24 protein-coding genes are annotated in these 20767 nt (G+C 50.9%); 16 read left to right on the forward strand and 8 right to left on the reverse strand.

The annotated features are described in order from the left end of the window. Positions 1 to 39 precede the first annotated feature (39 nt). From PM3016_RS16560 to PM3016_RS16585, 6 genes are all read left to right on the forward strand, one after another. Positions 40 to 1374, forward strand: coding sequence for an MFS transporter (locus tag PM3016_RS16560; RefSeq protein WP_013916835.1), 1335 nt, complete (start codon positions 40 to 42; stop codon positions 1372 to 1374). A 384-nt stretch (positions 1375 to 1758) separates the two neighbouring features. After that, positions 1759 to 2595 (forward strand): transketolase, encoded by an 837-nt coding sequence (locus PM3016_RS16565; protein WP_014650997.1) that lies wholly within the window; start codon positions 1759 to 1761, stop codon positions 2593 to 2595. After that, positions 2592 to 3545, forward strand: coding sequence for a transketolase family protein (locus PM3016_RS16570; RefSeq protein WP_014370213.1), 954 nt, complete (start codon positions 2592 to 2594; stop codon positions 3543 to 3545). Before PM3016_RS16565 ends, PM3016_RS16570 begins: the two co-directional genes overlap by 4 nt. A 52-nt stretch (positions 3546 to 3597) precedes the next feature. Beyond that, positions 3598 to 4356: an SDR family NAD(P)-dependent oxidoreductase gene (locus PM3016_RS16575; RefSeq protein WP_014370214.1), complete on the forward strand. Its 759-nt coding sequence runs from the start codon at positions 3598 to 3600 to the stop codon at positions 4354 to 4356. A 221-nt stretch (positions 4357 to 4577) separates the two neighbouring features. Beyond that, positions 4578 to 5027 carry a hypothetical protein gene (locus tag PM3016_RS16580; protein WP_014650998.1) on the forward strand — a complete coding sequence of 150 codons (450 nt, stop codon included), beginning with the start codon at positions 4578 to 4580 and terminating at the stop codon, positions 5025 to 5027. 292 nt (positions 5028 to 5319) lie between these two features. Further along, positions 5320 to 5781: a hypothetical protein gene (locus tag PM3016_RS16585; RefSeq protein ID WP_014370215.1), complete on the forward strand. Its 462-nt coding sequence runs from the start codon at positions 5320 to 5322 to the stop codon at positions 5779 to 5781. Positions 5782 to 5868: 87 nt separating this feature from the next. On the opposite strand, the gene PM3016_RS16590 is transcribed toward PM3016_RS16585, so the two are convergent. Then, positions 5869 to 7254, reverse strand: a complete 1386-nt coding sequence (locus PM3016_RS16590; protein WP_014370216.1) for a calcium-binding protein — start codon at positions 7252 to 7254, stop codon at positions 5869 to 5871. A 419-nt stretch (positions 7255 to 7673) separates the two neighbouring features. On the opposite strand from PM3016_RS16590, the gene PM3016_RS16595 reads away from it, so the two are divergent. Beyond that, complete coding sequence (locus PM3016_RS16595; RefSeq protein ID WP_014370217.1) at positions 7674 to 8747, forward strand: Gfo/Idh/MocA family protein; 1074 nt, start codon at positions 7674 to 7676, stop codon at positions 8745 to 8747. Between the two features lie 126 nt (positions 8748 to 8873). Here PM3016_RS16595 and PM3016_RS16600 read toward each other — a convergent pair whose 3' ends face one another. The 6 genes from PM3016_RS16600 to PM3016_RS16625 form a co-directional block, all read right to left on the reverse strand. Beyond that, the gene (locus PM3016_RS16600) at positions 8874 to 9680 is read right to left on the reverse strand and encodes an ABC transporter ATP-binding protein (protein ID WP_013916846.1); all 807 of its coding nucleotides are present in this window, start codon (positions 9678 to 9680) and stop codon (positions 8874 to 8876) included. After that, on the reverse strand, positions 9681 to 10712 hold the full coding sequence (locus tag PM3016_RS16605) for a FecCD family ABC transporter permease (RefSeq protein ID WP_014370218.1): 1032 nt from the start codon (positions 10710 to 10712) through the stop codon (positions 9681 to 9683). It lies immediately after the preceding gene. After that, complete coding sequence (locus PM3016_RS16610; RefSeq protein ID WP_013916848.1) at positions 10709 to 11749, reverse strand: FecCD family ABC transporter permease; 1041 nt, start codon at positions 11747 to 11749, stop codon at positions 10709 to 10711. Before PM3016_RS16610 ends, PM3016_RS16605 begins: the two co-directional genes overlap by 4 nt. After that, positions 11742 to 12845 (reverse strand): iron-siderophore ABC transporter substrate-binding protein, encoded by a 1104-nt coding sequence (locus tag PM3016_RS16615; RefSeq protein ID WP_014370219.1) that lies wholly within the window; start codon positions 12843 to 12845, stop codon positions 11742 to 11744. Before PM3016_RS16615 ends, PM3016_RS16610 begins: the two co-directional genes overlap by 8 nt. A gap of 140 nt (positions 12846 to 12985) precedes the next feature. Further along, the gene (locus PM3016_RS16620) at positions 12986 to 13648 is read right to left on the reverse strand and encodes a YczE/YyaS/YitT family protein (RefSeq protein ID WP_014370220.1); all 663 of its coding nucleotides are present in this window, start codon (positions 13646 to 13648) and stop codon (positions 12986 to 12988) included. Next, positions 13645 to 14091 (reverse strand): GNAT family N-acetyltransferase, encoded by a 447-nt coding sequence (locus PM3016_RS16625; RefSeq protein ID WP_014370221.1) that lies wholly within the window; start codon positions 14089 to 14091, stop codon positions 13645 to 13647. The genes PM3016_RS16620 and PM3016_RS16625 overlap by 4 nt, the downstream gene beginning before the upstream one ends. Positions 14092 to 14224: 133 nt before the next feature. On the opposite strand from PM3016_RS16625, the gene PM3016_RS16630 reads away from it, so the two are divergent. The 9 genes from PM3016_RS16630 (at position 14225) to PM3016_RS16670 (ending at position 19958) form a co-directional block, all read left to right on the forward strand. Continuing rightward, positions 14225 to 14677, forward strand: coding sequence for a MarR family winged helix-turn-helix transcriptional regulator (locus PM3016_RS16630; protein WP_013916852.1), 453 nt, complete (start codon positions 14225 to 14227; stop codon positions 14675 to 14677). Between the two features lie 369 nt (positions 14678 to 15046). Beyond that, positions 15047 to 15511: a hypothetical protein gene (locus tag PM3016_RS16635; protein ID WP_014370222.1), complete on the forward strand. Its 465-nt coding sequence runs from the start codon at positions 15047 to 15049 to the stop codon at positions 15509 to 15511. Positions 15512 to 15774: 263 nt separating this feature from the next. Next, positions 15775 to 16197 carry a DoxX family protein gene (locus PM3016_RS16640; RefSeq protein ID WP_014370223.1) on the forward strand — a complete coding sequence of 141 codons (423 nt, stop codon included), beginning with the start codon at positions 15775 to 15777 and terminating at the stop codon, positions 16195 to 16197. Positions 16198 to 16280: 83 nt separating this feature from the next. Beyond that, positions 16281 to 16610, forward strand: coding sequence for an ArsR/SmtB family transcription factor (locus PM3016_RS16645; protein ID WP_014370224.1), 330 nt, complete (start codon positions 16281 to 16283; stop codon positions 16608 to 16610). After that, positions 16607 to 17026 (forward strand): SRPBCC family protein, encoded by a 420-nt coding sequence (locus PM3016_RS16650; protein ID WP_014370225.1) that lies wholly within the window; start codon positions 16607 to 16609, stop codon positions 17024 to 17026. Before PM3016_RS16645 ends, PM3016_RS16650 begins: the two co-directional genes overlap by 4 nt. 37 nt (positions 17027 to 17063) lie before the next feature. Further along, a complete protein-coding gene (locus tag PM3016_RS16655) occupies positions 17064 to 17654 on the forward strand; it encodes a YdeI/OmpD-associated family protein (RefSeq protein ID WP_014370226.1) in 591 nt (196 codons plus the stop codon). Between the two features lie 161 nt (positions 17655 to 17815). Beyond that, positions 17816 to 18898, forward strand: a complete 1083-nt coding sequence (locus tag PM3016_RS16660) for a DUF4037 domain-containing protein (protein ID WP_014370227.1) — start codon at positions 17816 to 17818, stop codon at positions 18896 to 18898. Positions 18899 to 18954: 56 nt separating this feature from the next. Further along, positions 18955 to 19362 carry a MerR family transcriptional regulator gene (locus tag PM3016_RS16665; RefSeq protein WP_014370228.1) on the forward strand — a complete coding sequence of 136 codons (408 nt, stop codon included), beginning with the start codon at positions 18955 to 18957 and terminating at the stop codon, positions 19360 to 19362. Continuing rightward, positions 19359 to 19958 carry an NADPH-dependent F420 reductase gene (locus PM3016_RS16670; protein ID WP_013916860.1) on the forward strand — a complete coding sequence of 200 codons (600 nt, stop codon included), beginning with the start codon at positions 19359 to 19361 and terminating at the stop codon, positions 19956 to 19958. Before PM3016_RS16665 ends, PM3016_RS16670 begins: the two co-directional genes overlap by 4 nt. Before the next feature lie 85 nt (positions 19959 to 20043). Here PM3016_RS16670 and PM3016_RS16675 read toward each other — a convergent pair whose 3' ends face one another. Beyond that, positions 20044 to 20592: a TetR/AcrR family transcriptional regulator gene (locus PM3016_RS16675; RefSeq protein WP_013916861.1), complete on the reverse strand. Its 549-nt coding sequence runs from the start codon at positions 20590 to 20592 to the stop codon at positions 20044 to 20046. Positions 20593 to 20767: the final 175 nt, after the last annotated feature.

Here is a 20767-nt window from a genome sequence, read left to right on the forward strand (position 1 = left end):
GGTTTAAAAGAAAGGTCGTAATGAAAGGAAGGAACCTTAATGAACGAACTACACATTGAAAGGTCCACAACGCGGAAGGTTACTCTCAGGCTGCTTCCGTTCCTGTTCCTCTGCTTTACGATATCGATCCTGGATCGGGTCAACATTGGTTTCGCAGCCCTCCAGATGAATCAGGATCTTGGGTTCTCCGATGCGGTATACGGGTTGGGGGCGGGCATTTTTTTCGTCGGTTATTTCCTCTTGGAAGTACCGGGTAGCGCGATGATGGCGCGAATCGGAGCAAGGAAATGGATCAGCCGCATTATGGTGTCGTGGGCATTAATCGCGATCGCCATGGTATTCGTCAAATCGCCGTGGCAGTTTTATACCGCACGCTTTTTGTTGGGTGTGGCGGAAGCCAGCTTTTATCCCTGCATGGTGCATTATTTAAGCGGTTTCTTTCAATCCAAGCATCATGCGAAGGCCATCGCCGGGTTCATGATTGCCATTCCGGCGGCCAATGCGATCGGCGCCCCGATTTCGACGTACCTGCTGCAGATCACTTGGCTCGGCATGGCAGGGTGGCAGTGGCTGTTCATCCTGGAAGCCCTTCCGGCGATCGTACTCGGGATTATCTGCTATTTCTACCTCACGGATCGAATCGAGGACGCGACATGGTTAACGCATGAGGAACGGAAATGGCTGATCGACGTCACGACGAAGGAAGCGGCGGCGAAGCAGAAGGTTAAACATTACACGTTTATGCAAGTATTCAGGGATCGGGATGTATTAATCCTTTCCGCAGGCTACCTCTTCTGGATGTTCGGTTACTATGGGATCAATATGTTTCTGCCGTCCATCTCTCAAGGGCTGAGGGAAGAAACGTCCTTGTCGCTGCAAGGAATGGGGTGGGTGCTCGGCGGCATGTATCTCATCGCCATGGTTGTGATGTATCTGGTCGGCAAAAGCTCGGATCGGACCAACGAACGGAAATACCACGTAGCCGGATGTCTCGGGGTCAGTGCCGTTGCGATGATGATCAGTGTACTCGTGTCGGATGTAAGCGTTATCGTTTCCTTTGTCTTCTTGACGATCAGTCTGTGCGGTGCATTCGGTGCCTATTCGCCCTTCTGGGCCATCCCTCCTTCGTTTATTACGGGAACGGCCGCAGGGGGCGCGATCGCCTTGATCAACAGCATCGGCAATCTTGGGGGCTTCTTCGGTCCTTATGTCGTAGGCTATATTCGGGATGCGACGGGTTCTTACAAGCTCAGCTTGCTGACGCTTGGCATCAGTCTGATCATCAGTGCGTTCGTCATCGTTGTGTTCGTAAGACGGACGGGTGGCAAAGTGGAACAACAAGCGCCGCAAACGGCGTTGGAGAAAGTCGTTTGAGAAGTGGAAACGAATCGTGCTTTGCTAAGGTACCTTATTTTTACGGACAAGAGGTGGCAGGGATGGAAAATCGGAAAGCGCAGCCATTGGGCTTGCTCGTCTGCAAACATTGCGGAGAAGTCCAGGGCTCATTGGATACCGAAGGCGTTCGGATTGTTTACATTGAATGTCGGAGTGAAACGTGCCTTCCCTTGAACAGTGAACGGCCGAATGGATGGGATTATTCGAAATCGGTCATTGACTAACAGAATTGTCAGTTGTAAACTTAGGATACAAGTAACCTTAGTAATATATAAATAGCTCGGCGGGTATATGAAGGTTGGTCATATACTCTTTTTTACCCCACAACTTGTTAGACAAGTATACAAATTTGAGGTGAAGGACATGGAAGCCGTCAGCATTGAGGATCTGAAACAGAAAGCCATCGAATTAAGACAAACTGCACTTACGATGATTTACGAAGCGCAATCCGGGCATCCCGGGGGTTCACTCTCGGCAGCGGACATCATGGCTGTCCTGTATTTCAAAGAAATGAATGTGAATCCCTCGGATCCGAAGTGGGATGACCGGGATCGGTTCGTGTTATCCAAAGGCCATGTGTGCCCGATCCAATACGCTGCACTGCTGCTTCGCGGATTCGTTCCCTACGAGAACATTCATACCTTGAGGCAGTACGGATCGCCGTTCCAAGGGCATCCGGATATGAAGAAGTGTCCGGGTATCGATATCTCGACGGGGTCGCTCGGCCAGGGACTCTCCTGCGCGGTCGGTATGGCGATCGCCGGTCAGCGCGATGAGAAGAGCTACCGGGTGTTCGCGATGGTAGGCGACGGGGAATGCCAGGAAGGGCAGATTTGGGAAGCGGCCCAAGCGGCGAACAAGTATAAGCTCGACAATCTGATCGTCTTCGTGGACGATAACGGCCTGCAGATCGACGGAACTTGCGAGGAAGTGATGCCGAATCTGGATCTGGAGCGGAAATTCGAAGCGTTCGGTTTCGAGACGAAACGAATCAACGGCCATGACATCGAAGAGATCGTCCGCACGCTCGATGAAGTGAAAGCGGCAAAGAACGGGAAACCCAAGTGTCTTGTTTGTAATACCGTCAAGGGCAAAGGCGTGTCGTTCATGGAACACTCGGTCGGGTGGCACGGCGTTGCACCGAAGGAAGAAGATTATCGGCGGGCTATGCTAGAAATCGCGGGGGGGCTGCAGCCATGACAGTAGAGACAAAAGAAAAGAAAGTGAAGATCGCGACCCGGGACGGGTTCGGGCACGAGATCGTAGAGCTCGGTTTGAAAAACAAGAATATCTATGTCGTTGACATCGATATCGGCAAGTCCTGCAAGACGACGGGGTTCATGGAGAAGCTGCCGAAGCAGCACATCAATGTGGGGATCGCGGAGCAGAATGCGGCCGGCATTTCCGCCGGTTTGGCCACAACGGGCAAAATTCCTTTTATCAGCACGTATGCCGTCTTCGGTTCGCTGCGCATGGCCGAGCAAATCAGACAAGAGGTCTGCTATCCGAACCTGAACGTGAAGATCGCCTGCTCTCACGGGGGGCTGACACCGGCGAACGACGGGGGAAGCCATCAGGCGATTGAGGACATGGGCGTGCTGCGGACGTTCCCGAACATGACGGTGATCATGGGCGCCGATTATTACTCCACCCGCAAGCTGGTGGCGCAGGCGGCCGAGCATTACGGTCCCGTATACCTCCGGTTCACCCGCGATGCGGTCCCGGTCATTTATGACGAGAACGAAGAGTTTACGATCGGGAAGGCGAAGAGACTGCGGGAAGGGAATGACCTCGCGGTCATTGCGAACGGCGATACGGTCCATCTCGCGCTCGAGGCGGTTAAGAGACTTGAACAGGAAAGATTCTCTGTCACTCTCCTGGATATGCACACATTGAAGCCGCTCGACCGGGAGGCGGTCGTGGACTGCGCGAAGCTCGGGAAGATCATTACGGTGGAAGATCACAATATTATTAACGGTCTGGGCAGCGCGGTCAGCGAAGTCGTTGCCGAGACCGGGGGCTGCATCGTAAGGCGAATCGGCGTTCAAGACAAGTTCGGAGAGTCGGCGCCCTACGAGAAGCTGATGGAGATGAACGGGATTACCGTCGAGAACATCGTGAATACGGCGAAGGGATTGCTTTCGAGCTGATACAGCCAGCGATTCTCTAGTATAGACAAAAACCAAGGGAGAGAAAAATCGAATGTTTGAGTTGACTGGCCGGGTAGCCATCGTAACAGGGAGCGGATCCGCAAGGGGGATCGGACGAACCATCGCTTTCACTCTAGCGGAGCAGGAAGCGAAAGTGGTCATCGCGGATATGAACAAAGAGGGCATCGAAGAGACGGTCCGGGCGATCCGGGAAGCCGGCGGGGAAGCTATTGGGGTCGAGGTGAACGTCACGGACAAAGCGTCGGTCGACGCGATGGTGGAGCAAGTCCTGGCCGTGTACGGCAGAATCGATATTCTCGTGAATAACGCGGGCATCTCGCAGAAGGTGACCGTGCAGGACATGACGCTCGCGGATATGAACAAAATTTTCAACGTAAACATGTATGGTCTATTCTTATGCTCGCAAGCCGTGTTAGAGCCAATGAAAAGCCGGCAGTACGGCAGGATCGTGAATATCTCCTCCGTATCGGCCAAACGGGGCGGAGGAGTGTTCGGGGGAGCGCACTATTCCGCGTCCAAAGCGGCGGTCCTCGGCTTCTCGAAGAACCTGGCCCGCGAGGTCGCCAAAGACGGGATTACGGTAAACAGCGTAGCGCCGGGATTGGTTAACACCGACATCTGGAAATCGCTCGACGAGCAGTCGGCGGCGTCGGTCATCGCCGGCATCCCGATGGGCAGACCGGGCGAAACCAGAGAGATTGCAGCGGCGATCGCTTTCCTCGCTTCCGAAGAAGCTTCCTACATTACGGGGGAGGAAATCGATATTAACGGCGGCTCGCATATGGATTAAGGTCATCCTTTCCTATGAGGGGACGCAATAAACAGGGAGCGGATAGAAGTTGATCGTGCTTCCCATATGGCAGACAGGTGAGTAGTACCTGCCGCTGTATGGGGAGCTTTTTCGTGTTGGAAAAATACTGCATTGGTTTCATGGCTGAGCCGGTGGAGCAACAAAACAATGAAAATAAGCGTCCATTTGGATGGTACTGAACATGAAAGAGGTGTTAGAGGTTGAGAAAATGGGCTTTTCTTATAGCGCTTCTTGTAGCTGGCTTGGCAATCTCGGGTTATTCCTATTTTAAAGCACAAAAATTACAAACCTCAATCAACAATAGATTTAAGCATGAACTAAGCAGCGTTCTCAGTAATTTGAGCCTGACCATGAATGACGATACTTATCGATCCGTCTTATCGAGTGTTTCCAATGCGGCTTCTATCTCTGATTTAACATCATATGAGGAACAGAATGATAGTTTGGATATCAGTTTAGAGTACTTGTATATTTCTTTGAGGGAAGATAAGTCTAAAGATAAAGTTCTATCCAGAGCAGATGAGTTAAGAGATATATTCTTGGTACTCATGACGGATCCTGCAAGTAAAGAAGCAACGGATAAAATACTCAAAATTACTGAAGAAACTTTTTTAAGAAATGGATGGGAAGGAATGAAGCTGCGCTGCTAATCAATATTTTAGAAGAGCAGCTTCAATGGTAGATGCATAAAGGATCACAGTGGAATAATCAGGGAGCAGTTCGCCATTACGGCAGCTGCTTCCTTTTTGAGTAAAGCAGCTCATTTAGTATTCGTGAACAATTCCTTGACAATAGAACCTGATTTTATTATCGTCTAATTAGATTTATATCTAATTATGTGGTGGGACAAGATGTCGGAACAAGGTATACATGCGCCGTCCAAAAACGAAGGGTCTCGATTAGGGAGTCGCAGCTCTTGACGAATAAGAATGGAGGGACACTTTGCTTAAAAAGAAAGGAATGCTGATCCCTCTGTTCAGCATGATGCTGCTTGCAGGATCTTTGTATCTTGTCACGGATAACATGACGGATCGCCGGGTTTGGAATCAGTTCAAGAACGAACTGAACAATAATCAAGCAGTAAAGGTATTTTTGTTCCCACCGTCCAAAGCAACAGCTTTGTCCAAAGGAACTATTCTTGGCGAGAAAGAGGAAAAAGAGCTGCTAGACTACCTGAGAACATCGAAGTTCGGGAGCAGCATCAGGGAAGGTCATGGTCCGGCGCCGGATGGAACGATTCTCCTGAGATTCACTGATCACGATGTTTCGGTCAGCTATCTCATTGGTGCTTACGGTGTAAGCCCGAGGTTTGTGCTTAGCCCAAGGCACTTAAATTCCGAGACGCAGTTTTATATCGAAAGCGTGCAGGCGGCGAAGTTTATTGAGGTCAAACTGTCTGAGTGAGGTACTTGTCGATGCACAAACAAAATCAGACTGCTATCTCTGAGGTCCCCCTCGGGAAATAGCAGTCTCTAGTACAGCAGGTTCCGATTACAGCTGCGAGGTCCCTTGGCCTGCGAGCAGCAGGGAAAGCATCTCGGGCGCAGGGGAAGCCGTGTTCCCGTCCGCTGTCCCGGCTGCCGTACCGCTTGCCGCCATGGCCTGGATCAGGCTTTCAACCTGCTTGTCCGTCCAGAGCGTGCCGTCGGAGAAGAGGAACTGTTCTACGCGGCTGCCGGCCTTGCCCCAGAAGTCTTCGATGAGCAGCTTCTCCGATTCGCTGTAGATCTGAAGCGCGTTCCCCTGGCGGCCTACCGTGACTTCCGATGCGGAGACCGCTTCGAAAATGACACGATCGGTCTCCCTGACCAGGCCCTCTTCCCGGATCCAGTTCAGCCCGGTATCTTCACCGATTCGATATGTGTCCGAGCCCCTGCCGCCGGACAGCGTGTTATCCGATGTGTCCTGAAGCTTCACGCTCAACTCATCGCTGCCCGCGCCGCCTGTCAACGTGTTATATTTGTCCTTGGCAGAAAGCGTATCATTGCCATCTCCGCCGTCAATCAGGTTAAATCTCCCGCTGGAAACGTGTTCAAATCCAATAATATCGTTGCCCGACTCGCCCTTGAGCACAGCATGGTTCGTCGGTAATGATTCGGCCGCAAGCAGCGTATCGTTCCCCGTTCCCCCCAGGGCTGTCTCTAACTCGCCGGAAACGTAGATCGTATCATTGCCGCCGCCCCCGTAGTAACGGTTGTTGGAGCCGCGGTCGCTTGCGGATTGATCCGTGTAGTTATATATACGGTCATCCCCGAACCCGCCGATAAATGTATTGCCGTGGTTCCAATATTCCTCCACGATGAGGGTGTCGTTGCCCGCGCCCGCGTCAATCCGGCTCTGAGTCACGAAATAAACGGAGACGGTATCATCCCCGCTGCCAGCAAGGACTTGGTTGTTCCAGCCATACAGCCTCAGCTGATCTTGTCCTTCGCCCAGATCAAAGGTGGAGCGGTTACTTTGCTCCCCATAACTCGTGCTCGAATGGCGGATATGATCATCGCCGGCTCCGCCGTGAACGGAAGAACCGTTCACGGCCACCGTCATATCGTCATTCCCGAGCCCGCCGGTCACCAGATGATCATTCCCTTTGACTTGAAACTGATCATCACCTTCATTGCCATGGATCCGGTTTCGATCGTTGCGGACGTTCAGATCATCGTCGCCTCTCTCGCCATACAGGATGTTGGAGAACCCATCTGCCTGGAGCCAATCGTTCCCGTCTCCTCCGTGAAGCACATTGCTGCCGCTGTTCAACGCCAGCAGGTAATCATCACCCGCTCCTGCGATGAGGTGACCTCCTCCCGGCTTGGAAGCGGTCAGCACATCATTGCCTTTCGTGCCAAAGATCATATGCGGCTTCTGAATTTCTTGTCCCATCCATCATCGTCCTCTCCGACATTGAATCGAATCATGACTTTCTTTTTTAGGGTAGCATAACGACCCTGTCTTTTGTGTTATATTTTGTTTATATTTCCAAGTATTTTTCATGCTCCCAAGCAGGGACGCGAGGATCGCGCCCGCCGAGACGGCCGCCGTGATCACAAGCTGCTCTCCAATATCACTCGATAGCTTCCATCTTCCCTATGCGGCTGCCGGCTTTCCGGCTGCCGCTTTTTTTCGTGAAGACGCAACCGTGTTCCTAGTCATACCCGGGGCACAAACAAGTACAATAACCGCAATCCTGTGTTATTTTTCCACCATAACGGAGCACAATTCCAATGCTTGCTCGGCTATTATCTTTGTATGAACCGCATTTGTACGGTTAAACAAAAAGAAAACGCGGAGGTAGTAGGGGAATGCAGAAGAACGACGGAATGAACTATGCACCAAAAGGGAAGCCCAATCCGGTGGTGAAGCCTGGTGAATTTATTATTGCTGCGGTGGCGCTCGACCATGGTCACATTTACGGTATGGTGAATGGTTTGCTTGAAGCCGGTGCAACGCTAAAGTGGGTGTATGACCGCGACCCTGTCAAGGCAGAGGCCTTCGCGCGAACCTACCCCCAGGTTACCATTGCAGCGTCAGAAGAGGAGATTCTTGCAGACCCGCAGGTTCATTTGGTCGCGGGTGCGGCCGTTGCTTCCAAACGCTGCGAGCTGGGACTCAGGGTAATGGACGCAGGGAAGGATTATTTTACGGATAAAGCTCCTTTTACCACGCTGGAGCAGCTGGAAGCGGCCCGTTCGAAGGTTCGAGAAACAGGAAGGAAGTACATGGTTTACTACAGTGAACGGCTGCATGTGGAAGCGGCGGTGTATGCCGGTCAGCTTGTCGAGCAGGGAGCAGTCGGACGTGTGATTCAAGTAACGGGCTTCGGTCCGCACAGGCTGAACGCTCCATCCAGACCGGAATGGTTCTTCCAGAGGGAACATTACGGCGGCATCCTTTGCGATATCGGCAGCCATCAGATCGAACAATTCCTCTTCTATGCCGGTTGTAAGAAGGCGGAGGTACTGCATAGCAAGATAGCAAATTACAATTGCCCTGATTACCCGGAACTGGAAGACTTCGGTGACGCGACCCTGTTAGGAGATAATGGGGCCACGAATTACTTCCGGGTCGACTGGCTTACCCCGGATGGGTTAGGTACATGGGGAGACGGACGTACGGTTATTTTGGGAACAGAGGGCTACATTGAACTAAGGAAATATATCGATATTGCTCGGGACCAATCCAGCAATCATGTGTATTTGGTCAATAAGGAAGGCGAATACCATTTTGAAGTAAATGGCAAGGTGGGATGTCCATTCTTCGGAGAGTTGATTCTGGACTGCTTGCATCGTACGGAAAAAGCCATGACGCAAGAGCATGCTTTCTTGGCGGCGGAATTGTGTCTGAAGGCGCAGCAGATGGCCATGAACATCAATTAAACGAAGAGAGAGGCGCGGAAATCGCCCCCGGGGAGGGAACATTTGTCCCTCCTGCGGGGAGATGCGGTAAGCGGTAGAGAGAAGCTTCATTCTACTAATGGATAGCTAATCATTTAAAGAGTACAGTCATTCCTGATGAACATGATATCGCCCTATGGGTACCACTAGCGGGGAACCCGAGATGGGGTCTTTAATGACGGTGCAGTCCAAATCGAAGATGTCTTTGACCAACGTGCTTGTAATCACTTTGGATGGATCGCCCTCTGCCACTAGTTTTCCTTCGCGCAGCGCAAAGATATGATCTGCATAACGTGCGGACAAGTTGATATCATGAAGAACCATGACAATGGTCGTTCCATGCTTTCGGTTCAGGTCTGTGAGCAGGTCCAGAATTTCCACCTGGTAGGTAATATCCAGGAAGGTGGTAGGCTCATCGAGAAATAAAATGTCGGTTTGCTGCGCCAGTGCCATGGCAATCCAGACGCGCTGTCTTTGGCCGCCTGAAAGCTCGTCAATATTGCGATTTGCAAGCTCTGTAATCTTCATGATTTCCATCGCTTCGGCAACGGCCTCATAGTCCTTTTTGCTCCAGCCGCCGAACCAGGATTGGTGCGGAAATCTTCCTCGCCCAACCAGATCTGCAACAGTAATTCCTTCAGGGACAATGGGGGATTGAGGCAGCAGTCCTACTATCCGAGCCAGTTGTTTTGGCGGGATTGTCTCGATGGGCTTTCCGTCAAGGGTGATTTTTCCGGATGTAGGTTTGATCAGCCTTGCCAGTGTTTTTAGAAGTGTAGATTTTCCGCAGGCGTTGGCCCCGATCATCACGCTGATTTTATGACTTGGGATAACAAGGCTTACTCCCTGAACAACCGTTTTGTTCTCATATCCGGCAACGGTTTGTTCGGCTTGGAATAGATGGGTCGGCTTCATTTATAAATCTCCCTTTCGATTCATCCGGATGAGCAAGAAGATCAGATACGGCGCTCCGAGTATTCCGGTGATGATGCCCACAGGGAATCGGGTCTCAAAAGCAAATTGTCCGAATAAATCGGCCGCCAAAACCAAATTCACGCCAACGAGACCCGCCGGAATGACGCTTGAAAAGCCGGCTCCGACTAATCTTTTGGCTATCGGTCCTGAAAGGAAAGCGACAAAGGCGATTGGACCTGTGGCAGCGGTAGCAAGAGCAATCATGCAGACGGAGCTGAAGATCAGCGCTATTCTTGTTTTGTCCGTATGTACGCCGAGAGAAGCGGCCGACTGCTCGCCCAGCTCCAATATACTTAAGTGTTTTCCAAGCACGATAACGATAGGCGCCAAGACCAGAACCGTGATAACCAGAGACGGAAGCTCATGCATTTGAACGCCATTGAGGCTGCCGCTCAGCCATCTCAGGGCCGCGGGAATATCCTGTTGTGCACCCACCAGCAGAAGATACGAGATCACGGCGCTAAGCATGGCCTGTACGCCGATGCCGACCAGGATTAATCGCCCGACCGAAAATGACGTTCCCCTGGATAATAGATAAATGATGATTACGGTAGCAAGACCGGCAATGACCGAGGCAGCGGAAACCACAGCATCGCTTGTATGAAGGATGAGGATGCAAAAAACAGCTGCTGCGCTCGAGCCGGACGTTATTCCGATTACATTCGGGTTCGCAAGAGGGTTGCGCAGCATGGTCTGAAAGGTGTTTCCGGCAAGACCGAAAGCAAATCCGGCAAAAACACCTGCCAGCATTCTCGGCAGACGAAGGGTATGAACTGCAAAAGACACGCCTTTGATCTGCTCGCCCGCCAGCGCCCGGACGACATCTTTAACCGGATAAATCGTGCTCCCCAGTAAGAGCATGGCACAGCAGAGAAGGCATGAAATGAGCGCAAGTAAGCCGGTAACAAGGATCCCTCGGCGGCGTCTTTGACGTCTGCCCGCCATAATAAACTCAACGGTTGTAGTTTTCATAATGAACGCACTTTCGCTCTCATAGCTAATAGGATCAGGATTGGAGCTCCAATAAATGCTGTAACCACGCCGACCTCAAGCTCACCGGGGCTGCCGATGAGCCTGCCGGTGACATCGGATACCATCAGAATGATCGCTCCTGAGACAGCGGACAACGGAATAACGAAACGCAGATCGGGGCCAAGCATAAGACGTACGACATGCGTTGATAAAAGCCCGACAAACCCAATAGGCCCGGCCAGCGCCGTAGCCGCTCCGCACAAAAGAACACCCGCAAGCGCCGCAGCCAGCCTCAGTATACCTGTGCGGACGCCCAGCCCGGTCGCGGCATCGTCTCCCAGGGCCAGCGCATTCAGCGCCGGGGCCGTAATGATGGCGATCAGTATGCCGACGATCAGAAACGGTGCGAAGGTAGCAATCGCGCTCCAGTTGGCCGACCCGACGCTTCCCACCTGCCAGAACCTGAATTGATCCATGACATAGGAGCGTGGAATCATAATCGCGCTGACCAGCGATGAAAGGGCGGCGCTTGTGGCGGCACCCGCCAGGACAAGCTTAAGGGGCGTAGCACCGCCACGCCCCATGGAGCCGATTCCGAATACGAATACTGCGGTAATCAAAGCCCCGGCCAAAGCCAGCCAAATATATTGATTCGCGGTGCTTATGTTCAAGAACGCAATTCCGCAAACAACGAACAAGGATGCGCCTGTGTTTACTCCCAGGATACTGGGGTCTGCGATCGGATTGCGGGTGACGGCTTGCATCAGTGCTCCGGACACTCCGAGTGCCGCCCCGCAGCATAATCCGAATACGGTTCGGGAGATCCGCTTGCGAACGACGTCTGCCCCATAGGAATCTGCGTTAGGGTGGAATAAACCGTCTATCAGTTCATGAAATCTCACCGGGCGGGAGCCTAAGACCAGAGAGGCCACTACGCATAGGCCGAGCAAAACCAAACAAATCACCAGCACGTTGGTATAATTCCTCGGAATAGGTGAACCCGGATGGGTGTGGTTTGAAACCGATGATCTATTCATTGATCTTTGTAATGGCTCCTCCGATTAATTCCAGATACTCGTCAATGGTATAAGCAATCGAGAGCGGATTCGGGTTTCCGGAGGCGGCCAAAGGCGTGCCGTTGCCAATAAATACAACGGAACCTCTTTGGATCGCCGGAATTTTGCCAAGCAGGGGATCCGCTTTAACCGCTTGGTACAATTTTTCATCGCCATACCCAATCAGCAGATCGGCATCGTTAAGGATGTCGGCATTTTCAGCGCTCAGATTCATGGAGTATTTGGATGGATCCGTAATCTGTTTTGCAACACCTTCCGAATAAACCATTCCCAGCTCGATCAGAAAAGCGCTTCGAGGATCTGCAGGCGTATACAGATTGATTTTGGACAGATCTTTAGCCGAGAAGTTGACCCAGGCCACCTTTTTGCCCTGAAGCTGAGGATATTTGCTTGCTTTTTCCTTAATCAGCTTCTCGGTATCCTTAATGAGCTGTTCGCCCTCCGCTTTCATGCCCATTCCTGCTGCATTATATTGGATCTGCTCCCGCCAAGTGGTTACCCAAGGCGTGGTCTGATAGGCCACAACCGGTGCAATTTTGGTGAGAATATCATAGTCTTCCTTGGTTATGCCGGAGTAGGCTGCAAGAATGACATCCGGTTTGGCATCGGAAATCGCTTCAAAATCAAGGCCGTCCGTATCCTGAAAAATATTAGGCTTCTCTACACCGAGCTCCTTGAGCTTCTTAGCTGTCCAAGGCAAAAGACCGCTGCCGTCCTGAACGCCGTAATTCGCCGCCGAGAAGCCTGCAGGCACAACTCCGAGAGCGATAGCGACATCATGATTAGCCCATTGAATGGTAACCACCCGTTCCGGCTTGCTTTCAATAACCGCCTCACCAAAAGCATGCTTGATCTTGATCGGATATGGGGAATTGGCATCCTGGGAGGCAGGTGTTTCCGTTTTAGTCGTTACCGTACTTGCAGAAGCATCTACGGACGGTGCAGGTGTTGGGCTTGCTTGCTGGCCGGAACAACCAACGAGTGGAATCATCAGCGCTGCCGAAATCAGTAGTGTTTTGATTGAGAGGTTTCGTTTTGCCTTCATGTGCATGTACATACCCTTCCTCAGCATAGTTGATAATGATTATCATCATCAATATATAGTCCCTTTGACGGGTTGTCAATGAAAACTTTGTAAAGACGATTTACGAAGTGCTATACAAGGACGCATAGCCGGAACAAAAGCAAAAAACCATCCTATCGTGGATGGCTCCGGATTGAAGTATCGTTGGCTGCTGAATCCCCATTGGTTAGCAAGGGATCCAGGGCTTTTTGGGTAAGCGGCATGAAGGAATTGAGAATGATGCCGCCTAGGCATACGGTCAGTAAAGTCCCAATCCCAATGGGTCCACGGAATAGTACCGCCAGGATCAAGAAGAAGAGATAAATGAATGTACGCGAAAGCAGGATATTCGTCCGGGTTAATGCTTGGAGTATTAATGTCAGCCGGTCCACCGGTATGGGGGCAATATGGGTGTGCAAGTAGATGGAAGTACCCAATCCTATGACAAGCAAGCCTGCTCCAAAACAAAAGAGCTTGCCGAACCACGTTGCGGGCTCGATCCAATCGTTGACAAAAAATAGCCACATATCAATACCCACGCCTGTTATCAACGCAGTGACCAGCCCTGATATTTCCGGTCTTTGTCTGCTTAGCAGCGAATTACAGCATAGCAGGAGTACGGCCAGTATCACTTCCCAGCTCCCCACCGTAAGTCCGACATGCTCCGATAGACCGACCAAAAGCGCATCAAAAGGGGAGGTGCCAAGGTCGGATTGGATCGTCAAAGAGACGCCGAGTGTTAGAATGAAAATCCCGCAGCTATAGAGGAGAAATCTTGTTTTCCTCATCCTTTTCATTGTTCCGCTTTAGATAATTCTTTTCTCATCAGAATATGAGGTATGCCATCTTCCATAAACTCCTCCGACGAAACCCGATAGCCGAGTTTTTCATAGAACCCCTGTGCCTGCGTTTGTCCGTGTAATTGAACCAGTTGTGCTCCCTTTTCTTCTGCAATCCCTTCCAACGTGCGAATGATTATTTTCCCGATCCCATGGTTACGGTAAGGCTCCAGGATGCAGATCCGCTCCAATTTGGCGAATCCATGAAGCAGGCGTACTCTTCCCGTCCCGGCCGGCTGCCCGTCGAAGCAGGCTACGATGTGCTCGCATGGTCCATCCAGCGTATCCCATTCATCAAACTCATCTTCAAGTGCTACACCTTGTTCCTCGACAAATACTTTCGTTCGAATCGTAAATGCGGTCTCCAATTCCTCGGGTTGGGTGACTCTTAGGGGATTCATTCATTCTCAGCCTTTCCGGATTTATTTTTTATGCAAAAATCGTCATAATGGACTAGACGTTATGAACAGAGTATAATACAAAACTAATATTGTTGTAAATGCAACAATAATGCATCCGGAGAGTGGTGATCGAATGAGAGAGATCCTTCGTGAGATTGGGATGATCGCAAGAGCATTGGATTCGATAAGCAATATGGAGTTTAAGGAAATTGACCTTACCAAAGGACAGTATTTATACCTGGTTCGAATCTATGAGAATCCAGGGATTATTCAAGATAAGCTGGCGGAAATGATAAAGGTCGACCGAACCACCGCGGCCCGTGCGATCCAAAAGCTGGAAATGCAAGGTTTTATTGAAAAGAAAGACGATGAAACGAATAAAAAAATTAAAAGGCTGTTTACAACGGAGAAAGGGAAGCAAGCCTATCCTTTCCTAAAGAGAGAAGGGGACCATTCCAACTCAGTTGCGTTAGCTGGATTCTCCGAAGAAGAGACGGAAATCTTGTTTCATCTTTTGCAAAGAGTTAGAAAAAATGTAGAGGTCGACTGGGAGTTTGTAAAAAAGGGGAATAAACGAGAATACTGATGGTTGTTATAGGGCTCGGGAGGGATTAAGATTACATTGTTTTTTGCGATTGCAGTTTATTGTGGGGTCATGCTTTTTGTACTCTGCCGAATGATTCAAAGTATCAAAACAGCTCCGGTAAGAGTCGTGGAAACAAGCTATATGCTAGTTTCAAGTGGGATCCTTGCGTATGTCATTGGTGGAATTAGAAAAGATGTGGGAAGTATCTTTCTGGCAATAAGTGCCGTTTTGTTAACTCTTTACGCAATACTCCTGATGATAAAGAGAAAAAAGGGAAGAGAGTAGTATCTTATCAAAATGTGTTATTTCGCAAAAGAAAGCCAGGCAGCCGCGGCTGCCTTTTTAGTTATTAAGTAAGCAGGTGATGAAGTGAGTCTCTCTCATGATTTTTTTCTGATTCCCGAGGAAGTCATTATAGAAGACGGAGTGGAGTGGTACCTCAACAATCGTGACACTTGGACCTATAAAGTACATATTTCGGATTTAATCATGGATTATATGTTTGATACGTTTCAGTGGATTCCGACTTATAATCCTATAACAGGTGCAGAAGAGAACGGCTTGAATATTTACGATCTGACCTGGATTAAGGAGCCGGGAATAAACAAAATGATCCGAATATTGAGCCATTGGATCGGACTTATGCGAGAGGCGCCCGATTCCTTTTGTATCGGGGGTAAAGCCATATGGAAAGAAGACGGACCAGAGGGATTCTGGGAAGAGGCGAAATATAAAATAGACAAACCGGAAATCATACATCAACTTACTGCATTACACGACCTGGCCATTCAGGGAGCAAAAGGAAAAAGCTGTATACTGCATTATGGCATATGAGCTTTGAGATGCTGCCGGCTGAGAAAAGACGAATCAATTCAAATCCTTGAAGTAACGGAGGCAGCCGGTCAGAGCGACAGGCTGCCTTCGCTGGGCAAACGGGGCAATATCCAACAAACCGCAGTTTCCAAATGCTGTTGACAGGACACCAAAAGGTGTCGTATAATCAAATTGTCACCAAATGGTGTCCAATTGGAAGTCAGTCATCCGGAACGTTGGAAGCCGAATAAGTTTCACTTGAAACCAGGATGAGGAGGCAGCAAATGGCTAAGATGATCGGTGCGGGAGCAGCCGCGAGAGTAGTAACCCAGGCCCGGGGGAGAAGGACTGCTTATTGGTCCGTCACATCACTGCTCGCAGCAGCTGTGATGTTAAGTGGAATCGGGCAGCTCATGCAACTTGGGGGGAACGTCGAGTTAGTGACGAAGCTGGGGTACCCGTTATACGTCATGACCATTCTCGGGATTTGGAAAGTGCTTGGAGCTATCGCTGTCGTCGTGCCGGGTTTTCCCCGTCTTAATGAATGGGCTCACGCCGGTATTTTCTTTTTAATGACCGGAGCGGCTTTATCTCATGCATTTGCTGACGATTATGGCCCTTACGGGTTTTATATGATCCTTCCGCTTTTCTATGCCGCGCTGAATATCGTCTCGTGGGCACTTCGTCCGAAGAGCCGCATCCTATAAGGAGGTGTTGATCATACCGGCTGTCCCTTCGTGCCACATAATAGATTTCCACTACATAAAATAATCAATTGGAGAGGGTAGCTGTGAGCGAGAACAACCCGCTGCGGGATGTATTTGACGCCATTGCAGATCCAACGAGGCGCCAGCTGATTCGTTTGTTAGCAGAGGCAGAGGAGATCCCGCTTCATGAATTAACGGCACAGTTCCAAATGGGCCGTACAGCGGTTTCCAAGCATCTGACCATCCTTAAGGAGGCCGGGCTGGTCCTTGACCGGAAAGTCGGCAGAGAAACGCGGTTTCGGCTAAACGCCTCGCCGCTCAGAGAAATTCAAGAGTGGGTGGCTTTCTACAGCAAGTTCTGGAGTGCGAATATGCTGCGCCTGAGCCAGCTATTAGAGGAGGAAGAAGAATGAGTCTCACCTTATCCATGGATTTTCAGTTTACGACATCGATCGAGAAGCTTTGGTCCGCCTTAACCGATTCAAGCAAGCTTGCCAAGTGGGTGGCCAACATCCACACCGGCCAAGCGATGGAGAATGATTTTAAACCCGTCGTAGGACACCGATTTCAGTTTCGAACTCAGCCGAACGAATTCTGGAACGGGATTATTGAAGGCGAAGTGCTTATCGTGGAGGAGCCCCATCGCTTGTCTTATACTTGGTCCAGCGGAGAGAAGCACACGGTTACCTGGACGCTGCGGGCTATAGGGGACGGGAAGGTTAACCTTCATCTCGAACAAACGGGAATCTCAAACGCTCAAGCACTGGGTGGAGCGAAGTATGGCTGGAGTAAATGGTGCGGCGAGCTGGAGAAGATGCTGGAACAATAGCTGCATGCGAAGAATGGAAGAGGAGTGTACCTTGACGATGAATCGGAGAATGAATCCTAAGGTAGATGCTTATTTAGGCAAAGTCAAAGAGTGGAAGGAAGAATTCGTGAAGTTGAGAGAGATCGTTCTTGACTGCGGGCTGACCGAAGAAATCAAGTGGATGCATCCTTGTTACACGTTGGAGAATAAAAACATCGTCTTAATCCACGGATTCAAAGAGTATTGTGCCCTCCTGTTTCACAAGGGCGCTTTGATGAAGGATCCCCACGGGATTCTCATCCAACAAACGGAGAATGTACAGGCGGCGCGCCAGATCCGGTTCACCCATGCCCAACAAATCGTTGAAATGGAATCCATCCTGAGAGACTATATTTATGAAGCCATCGAAGTGGAAAAAGCCGGTTTGGAAGTGGCCTATAAAAAGAATACGGATTACACCATTCCCGAAGAATTTCAAAACAAACTCGATGACATGCCTGACTTGAAAACGGCTTTTGAAGCATTGACGCCGGGACGGCAGAGAGCATACCTTCTTTTTTTTTCTCAACCGAAGCAATCCAAAACCCGGGAATCAAGGGTTGAAAAATGTATGGAGCAAATCCTGGCTGGAAAGGGCTTGAATGATTAGAATCCCCATTCCCACTCCGTATAAAATGGAAATCACAAAGTAAATTCAATGCAAAACAGATGAAAACCTCTCATTGGAGTCACCTTGGATGACAAAGGCCTAATGAGGGGTTTTTGCATGAAGATCATTAAGAAGCCCGCTTACCGAAAGGAGAAACGATCGTGAACGACCATATCCCCGGGATTCAGGTAAGCCGCGCGTTTCATGACAATTACATCGCACCGCGGCTCGCGTCCTGCATGCCTGCGCTCCCGTACGCATCAGCGCTGGTCGGCCCGGGCAGCGAAGTGCTTGGCTTCGACACCTCGATGTCGCGTGACCACGACTGGGGGCCGCGTGTGTTGATCTTCATCCGTGAATCAGACGTATTGCAGCAAGAAAAGGTCCTTGCAGCCCTACACAAGGATGCCCCGGCAGCGTTTCATGGCTTTCCTGTGCATATCGAACAGACCGTGGTTACAACCGTACCGGCTTATTACAGCGGAAGACTCGGCGTCTGCCCGTCCAAAGTGCTGGAGGGTTTGGAACTGCTCGATTGGCTGACGATACCTTCTCAGACGCTGGCGGAGCTTACGGGCGGAGCTGTATTCCGCGACGATATCGGCGAGTTAACGGCGGCCCGCGGCCGGCTGGGTTATTATCCGCAGGATGTGTGGCTGTTCCTGATGGCCTCGGTATGGAACCGGATCGGGCAGGAGGAGCATCTGATGCCAAGAGCAGGCTTCATGGAAGATGAACTGGGGGCAGCCCTTATTGCGTCCCGTCTCCTAACGGACGTCATGAGCCTTTGTTTCCTTATCGAGCGACGGTATGCCCCTTATCCCAAATGGTTCGGCACCGCCTTCCGGCAGCTTGCTTGTGCATCCGAACTGATGCCCCAGCTGCTGGCGGCACAACAGGCAGCAGCTTGGCGGGAGCGAGAGCAAGCGCTGGCGGCTGCCTACCGGCTCGTCGCACGGCTGCATAACGGACTGCAGCTGACAGAACCGCTTGAGGTAGAGCCGCGCCTCTTTTTTGATCGGCCATTTACGGTCATCGGCGGCGGTCGTTTTGCGGAGGCACTGATAAGCAGGATCGGGGAACCTGCGTTACGCAAGCTTTCCGACTTTAGATTCGGCGGTATGGACCAAATCAGTGACAACACCGATTTTCGCCTCCTCCACCAGCGTTTCCCCCGAACTCCTGAAGGGAAAAGCCCGCTTCGTGTGTTCTTTGACCACTTGATGCAGGGAATCGGGTGTTGACCTGGAGTCGGCTCCAGCCTTTAGAATAATAATCATCAGAGAAGGGAGGAGATCCGATGTATTCGATCGGGCAAGCGGCGGAGCTCTCGGGGTTCAGCATCGACACACTCCGGTATTACGAGAAAATCGGCTTGACCAAGCCGCCCGGGAGAGGTCCAGGGGGCGTAAGATTGTACAGTGAAGACGATGTTCGGCTGCTGTCATCTTTGCACTGTCTCAAGAGGACGGGGTTGTCGCTGGAAGAAATGAAGGCGTTCCTGCAGGAAGGACGATGTTTCGCGAATCCTGCTTTCCCGCTAAGCGATGAAGACAGGGAGACTATCGCAGGCCGAACACAAATTCTGTCAGAGCATCTGGCCCGAATGGAGGCGCAGTACCTGGCCTTGGCGGGTATCATCGGGCAGACGAAAGAGAAGTTGGACTTCTACCACAGGCTGTTGGAAAAGGAGGCGGCGGCAAGATGAAGATCGCTGCAATAGGTTCAGGGAATATGGGGGGAACTCTGGGGAAACGATGGGCGGCACTTGGGCACCAAGTGATGTTCGGCTCACGGGATCCCCACAGCCAGAAGATCAAGCTGCTGCTGCAGGACGCGGGCACCAACGCACAAGCCGGCACGATCAGGGAAGCGGCAGCGTTCGGCGAGGTCATCCTGCTGGCCGTGCTGCCCGACGATGTGGAGCGCGTGCTTGCCGAGGCGGGCGATCTGAAGGGAAAGATCCTCATCAACTGCACCAACAGATACGACGGCAAATCCGCGGATGCGGAGGTCCGGCGTCTGGCTCCGAATGCTCACGTAGTCCGGGCTTTTCATACGCTGCCTTGGGAAGTGCTGGCTGACCCGCGCTATGATGCCGGCACCGCGGCGGCTTTCTTGAGCGGGGATGATCCCGCAGCTACCGCAACCGTTGCCCATTTGATATCCGAGATGGGACTCGATCCGGTAGAAGTCGGTGTTCCGGACGGTATGGCCCAAGTGGAGACCGCGGTGGGGACGCTCTGGAGCGTACTCGCTCCCAGGTTCGGGCGGGAATACAGTCTAAGCGTGCTCAGACGTTAGCGTGGCCCCGTAACTAGACAAGAGATCAGGCAAGGCAAGCCCCAAGAGCGTCTCAGCGATGAAGCTGGACGCTCTTGGTTTTGGATTACAGGCTTCGCTCCAGCAAGGCTCCAACCTGCCTGGCCATGACCCGCGGCGGATAGGGCATACCGTTCCTGATCCACCATTCGATGACTCCTACATAAGCAGTACCCGCGTATTGTATGATCACGTCTTCGCTTAAATCCGTATTCCTGCCGCTTTCCCTGTCAATCTCCCCTTTGAACCCTTCCATAAAGGAAGCAAGAAGCCGGGTACGAAAGGATGAGGGAGTCCCTTTGCTGGCCAGCATGGTCGAGAAAAACAAATAATTCTTCTCGAAATATTCAAAATAAGGCACCAGCGCATCGACCCAATCCATCTGGCACGCCCACGTATCCATCTCCCCCATTTCATTAATGTGAGTTTCGATCAGTTTATCCAACAAATCATATTTGTCCTGATAATGAAGATATATGGTTCCGCGATTTACGTTTGCCCGGTCTGCGATATCCTGAATGGTAATGTCATCGAAATTTTTTTCGGTCATGAGTTCAATGACCGCTTTTTTCAAGGATTCCTGCGTTTTCAGAATTCTCCGGTCCACCTTTGCCATCGTACTCCACCAATCTTTCTTAAATAATAAACAGTTTCGACTCTTTTGTTGATATATCAACAATTCGCATGGATTTAACCATTGAATGAAAGTCTCTTACTCCTATAATAATAGACAAAGGTTGATTAAACAATTCATTTTGTTTATGGGCTTTTTGTTTCATTGGAGTGAGTGG

The organism is Paenibacillus mucilaginosus 3016, assembly GCF_000250655.1.
GTDB lineage: Bacteria > Bacillota > Bacilli > Paenibacillales > NBRC-103111 > Paenibacillus_G > Paenibacillus_G mucilaginosus.

Coding starts and splice junctions, on each gene's coding strand:
- PM3016_RS16560 (WP_013916835.1), top strand. CDS start 40: ATGAACGAACTACACATTGAAAGGTCCACAACGCGGAAGGTTACTCTC.
- PM3016_RS16565 (WP_014650997.1), top strand. CDS start 1,759: ATGGAAGCCGTCAGCATTGAGGATCTGAAACAGAAAGCCATCGAATTA.
- PM3016_RS16570 (WP_014370213.1), top strand. CDS start 2,592: ATGACAGTAGAGACAAAAGAAAAGAAAGTGAAGATCGCGACCCGGGAC.
- PM3016_RS16575 (WP_014370214.1), top strand. CDS start 3,598: ATGTTTGAGTTGACTGGCCGGGTAGCCATCGTAACAGGGAGCGGATCC.
- PM3016_RS16590 (WP_014370216.1), bottom strand. CDS start 7,254: ATGGGACAAGAAATTCAGAAGCCGCATATGATCTTTGGCACGAAAGGC.
- PM3016_RS16595 (WP_014370217.1), top strand. CDS start 7,674: ATGCAGAAGAACGACGGAATGAACTATGCACCAAAAGGGAAGCCCAAT.
- PM3016_RS16600 (WP_013916846.1), bottom strand. CDS start 9,680: ATGAAGCCGACCCATCTATTCCAAGCCGAACAAACCGTTGCCGGATAT.
- PM3016_RS16605 (WP_014370218.1), bottom strand. CDS start 10,712: ATGAAAACTACAACCGTTGAGTTTATTATGGCGGGCAGACGTCAAAGA.
- PM3016_RS16610 (WP_013916848.1), bottom strand. CDS start 11,749: ATGAATAGATCATCGGTTTCAAACCACACCCATCCGGGTTCACCTATT.
- PM3016_RS16615 (WP_014370219.1), bottom strand. CDS start 12,845: ATGTACATGCACATGAAGGCAAAACGAAACCTCTCAATCAAAACACTA.
- PM3016_RS16620 (WP_014370220.1), bottom strand. CDS start 13,648: ATGAAAAGGATGAGGAAAACAAGATTTCTCCTCTATAGCTGCGGGATT.
- PM3016_RS16625 (WP_014370221.1), bottom strand. CDS start 14,091: ATGAATCCCCTAAGAGTCACCCAACCCGAGGAATTGGAGACCGCATTT.
- PM3016_RS16630 (WP_013916852.1), top strand. CDS start 14,225: ATGAGAGAGATCCTTCGTGAGATTGGGATGATCGCAAGAGCATTGGAT.
- PM3016_RS16640 (WP_014370223.1), top strand. CDS start 15,775: ATGGCTAAGATGATCGGTGCGGGAGCAGCCGCGAGAGTAGTAACCCAG.
- PM3016_RS16650 (WP_014370225.1), top strand. CDS start 16,607: ATGAGTCTCACCTTATCCATGGATTTTCAGTTTACGACATCGATCGAG.
- PM3016_RS16655 (WP_014370226.1), top strand. CDS start 17,064: ATGAATCGGAGAATGAATCCTAAGGTAGATGCTTATTTAGGCAAAGTC.
- PM3016_RS16665 (WP_014370228.1), top strand. CDS start 18,955: ATGTATTCGATCGGGCAAGCGGCGGAGCTCTCGGGGTTCAGCATCGAC.
- PM3016_RS16670 (WP_013916860.1), top strand. CDS start 19,359: ATGAAGATCGCTGCAATAGGTTCAGGGAATATGGGGGGAACTCTGGGG.
- PM3016_RS16675 (WP_013916861.1), bottom strand. CDS start 20,592: ATGGCAAAGGTGGACCGGAGAATTCTGAAAACGCAGGAATCCTTGAAA.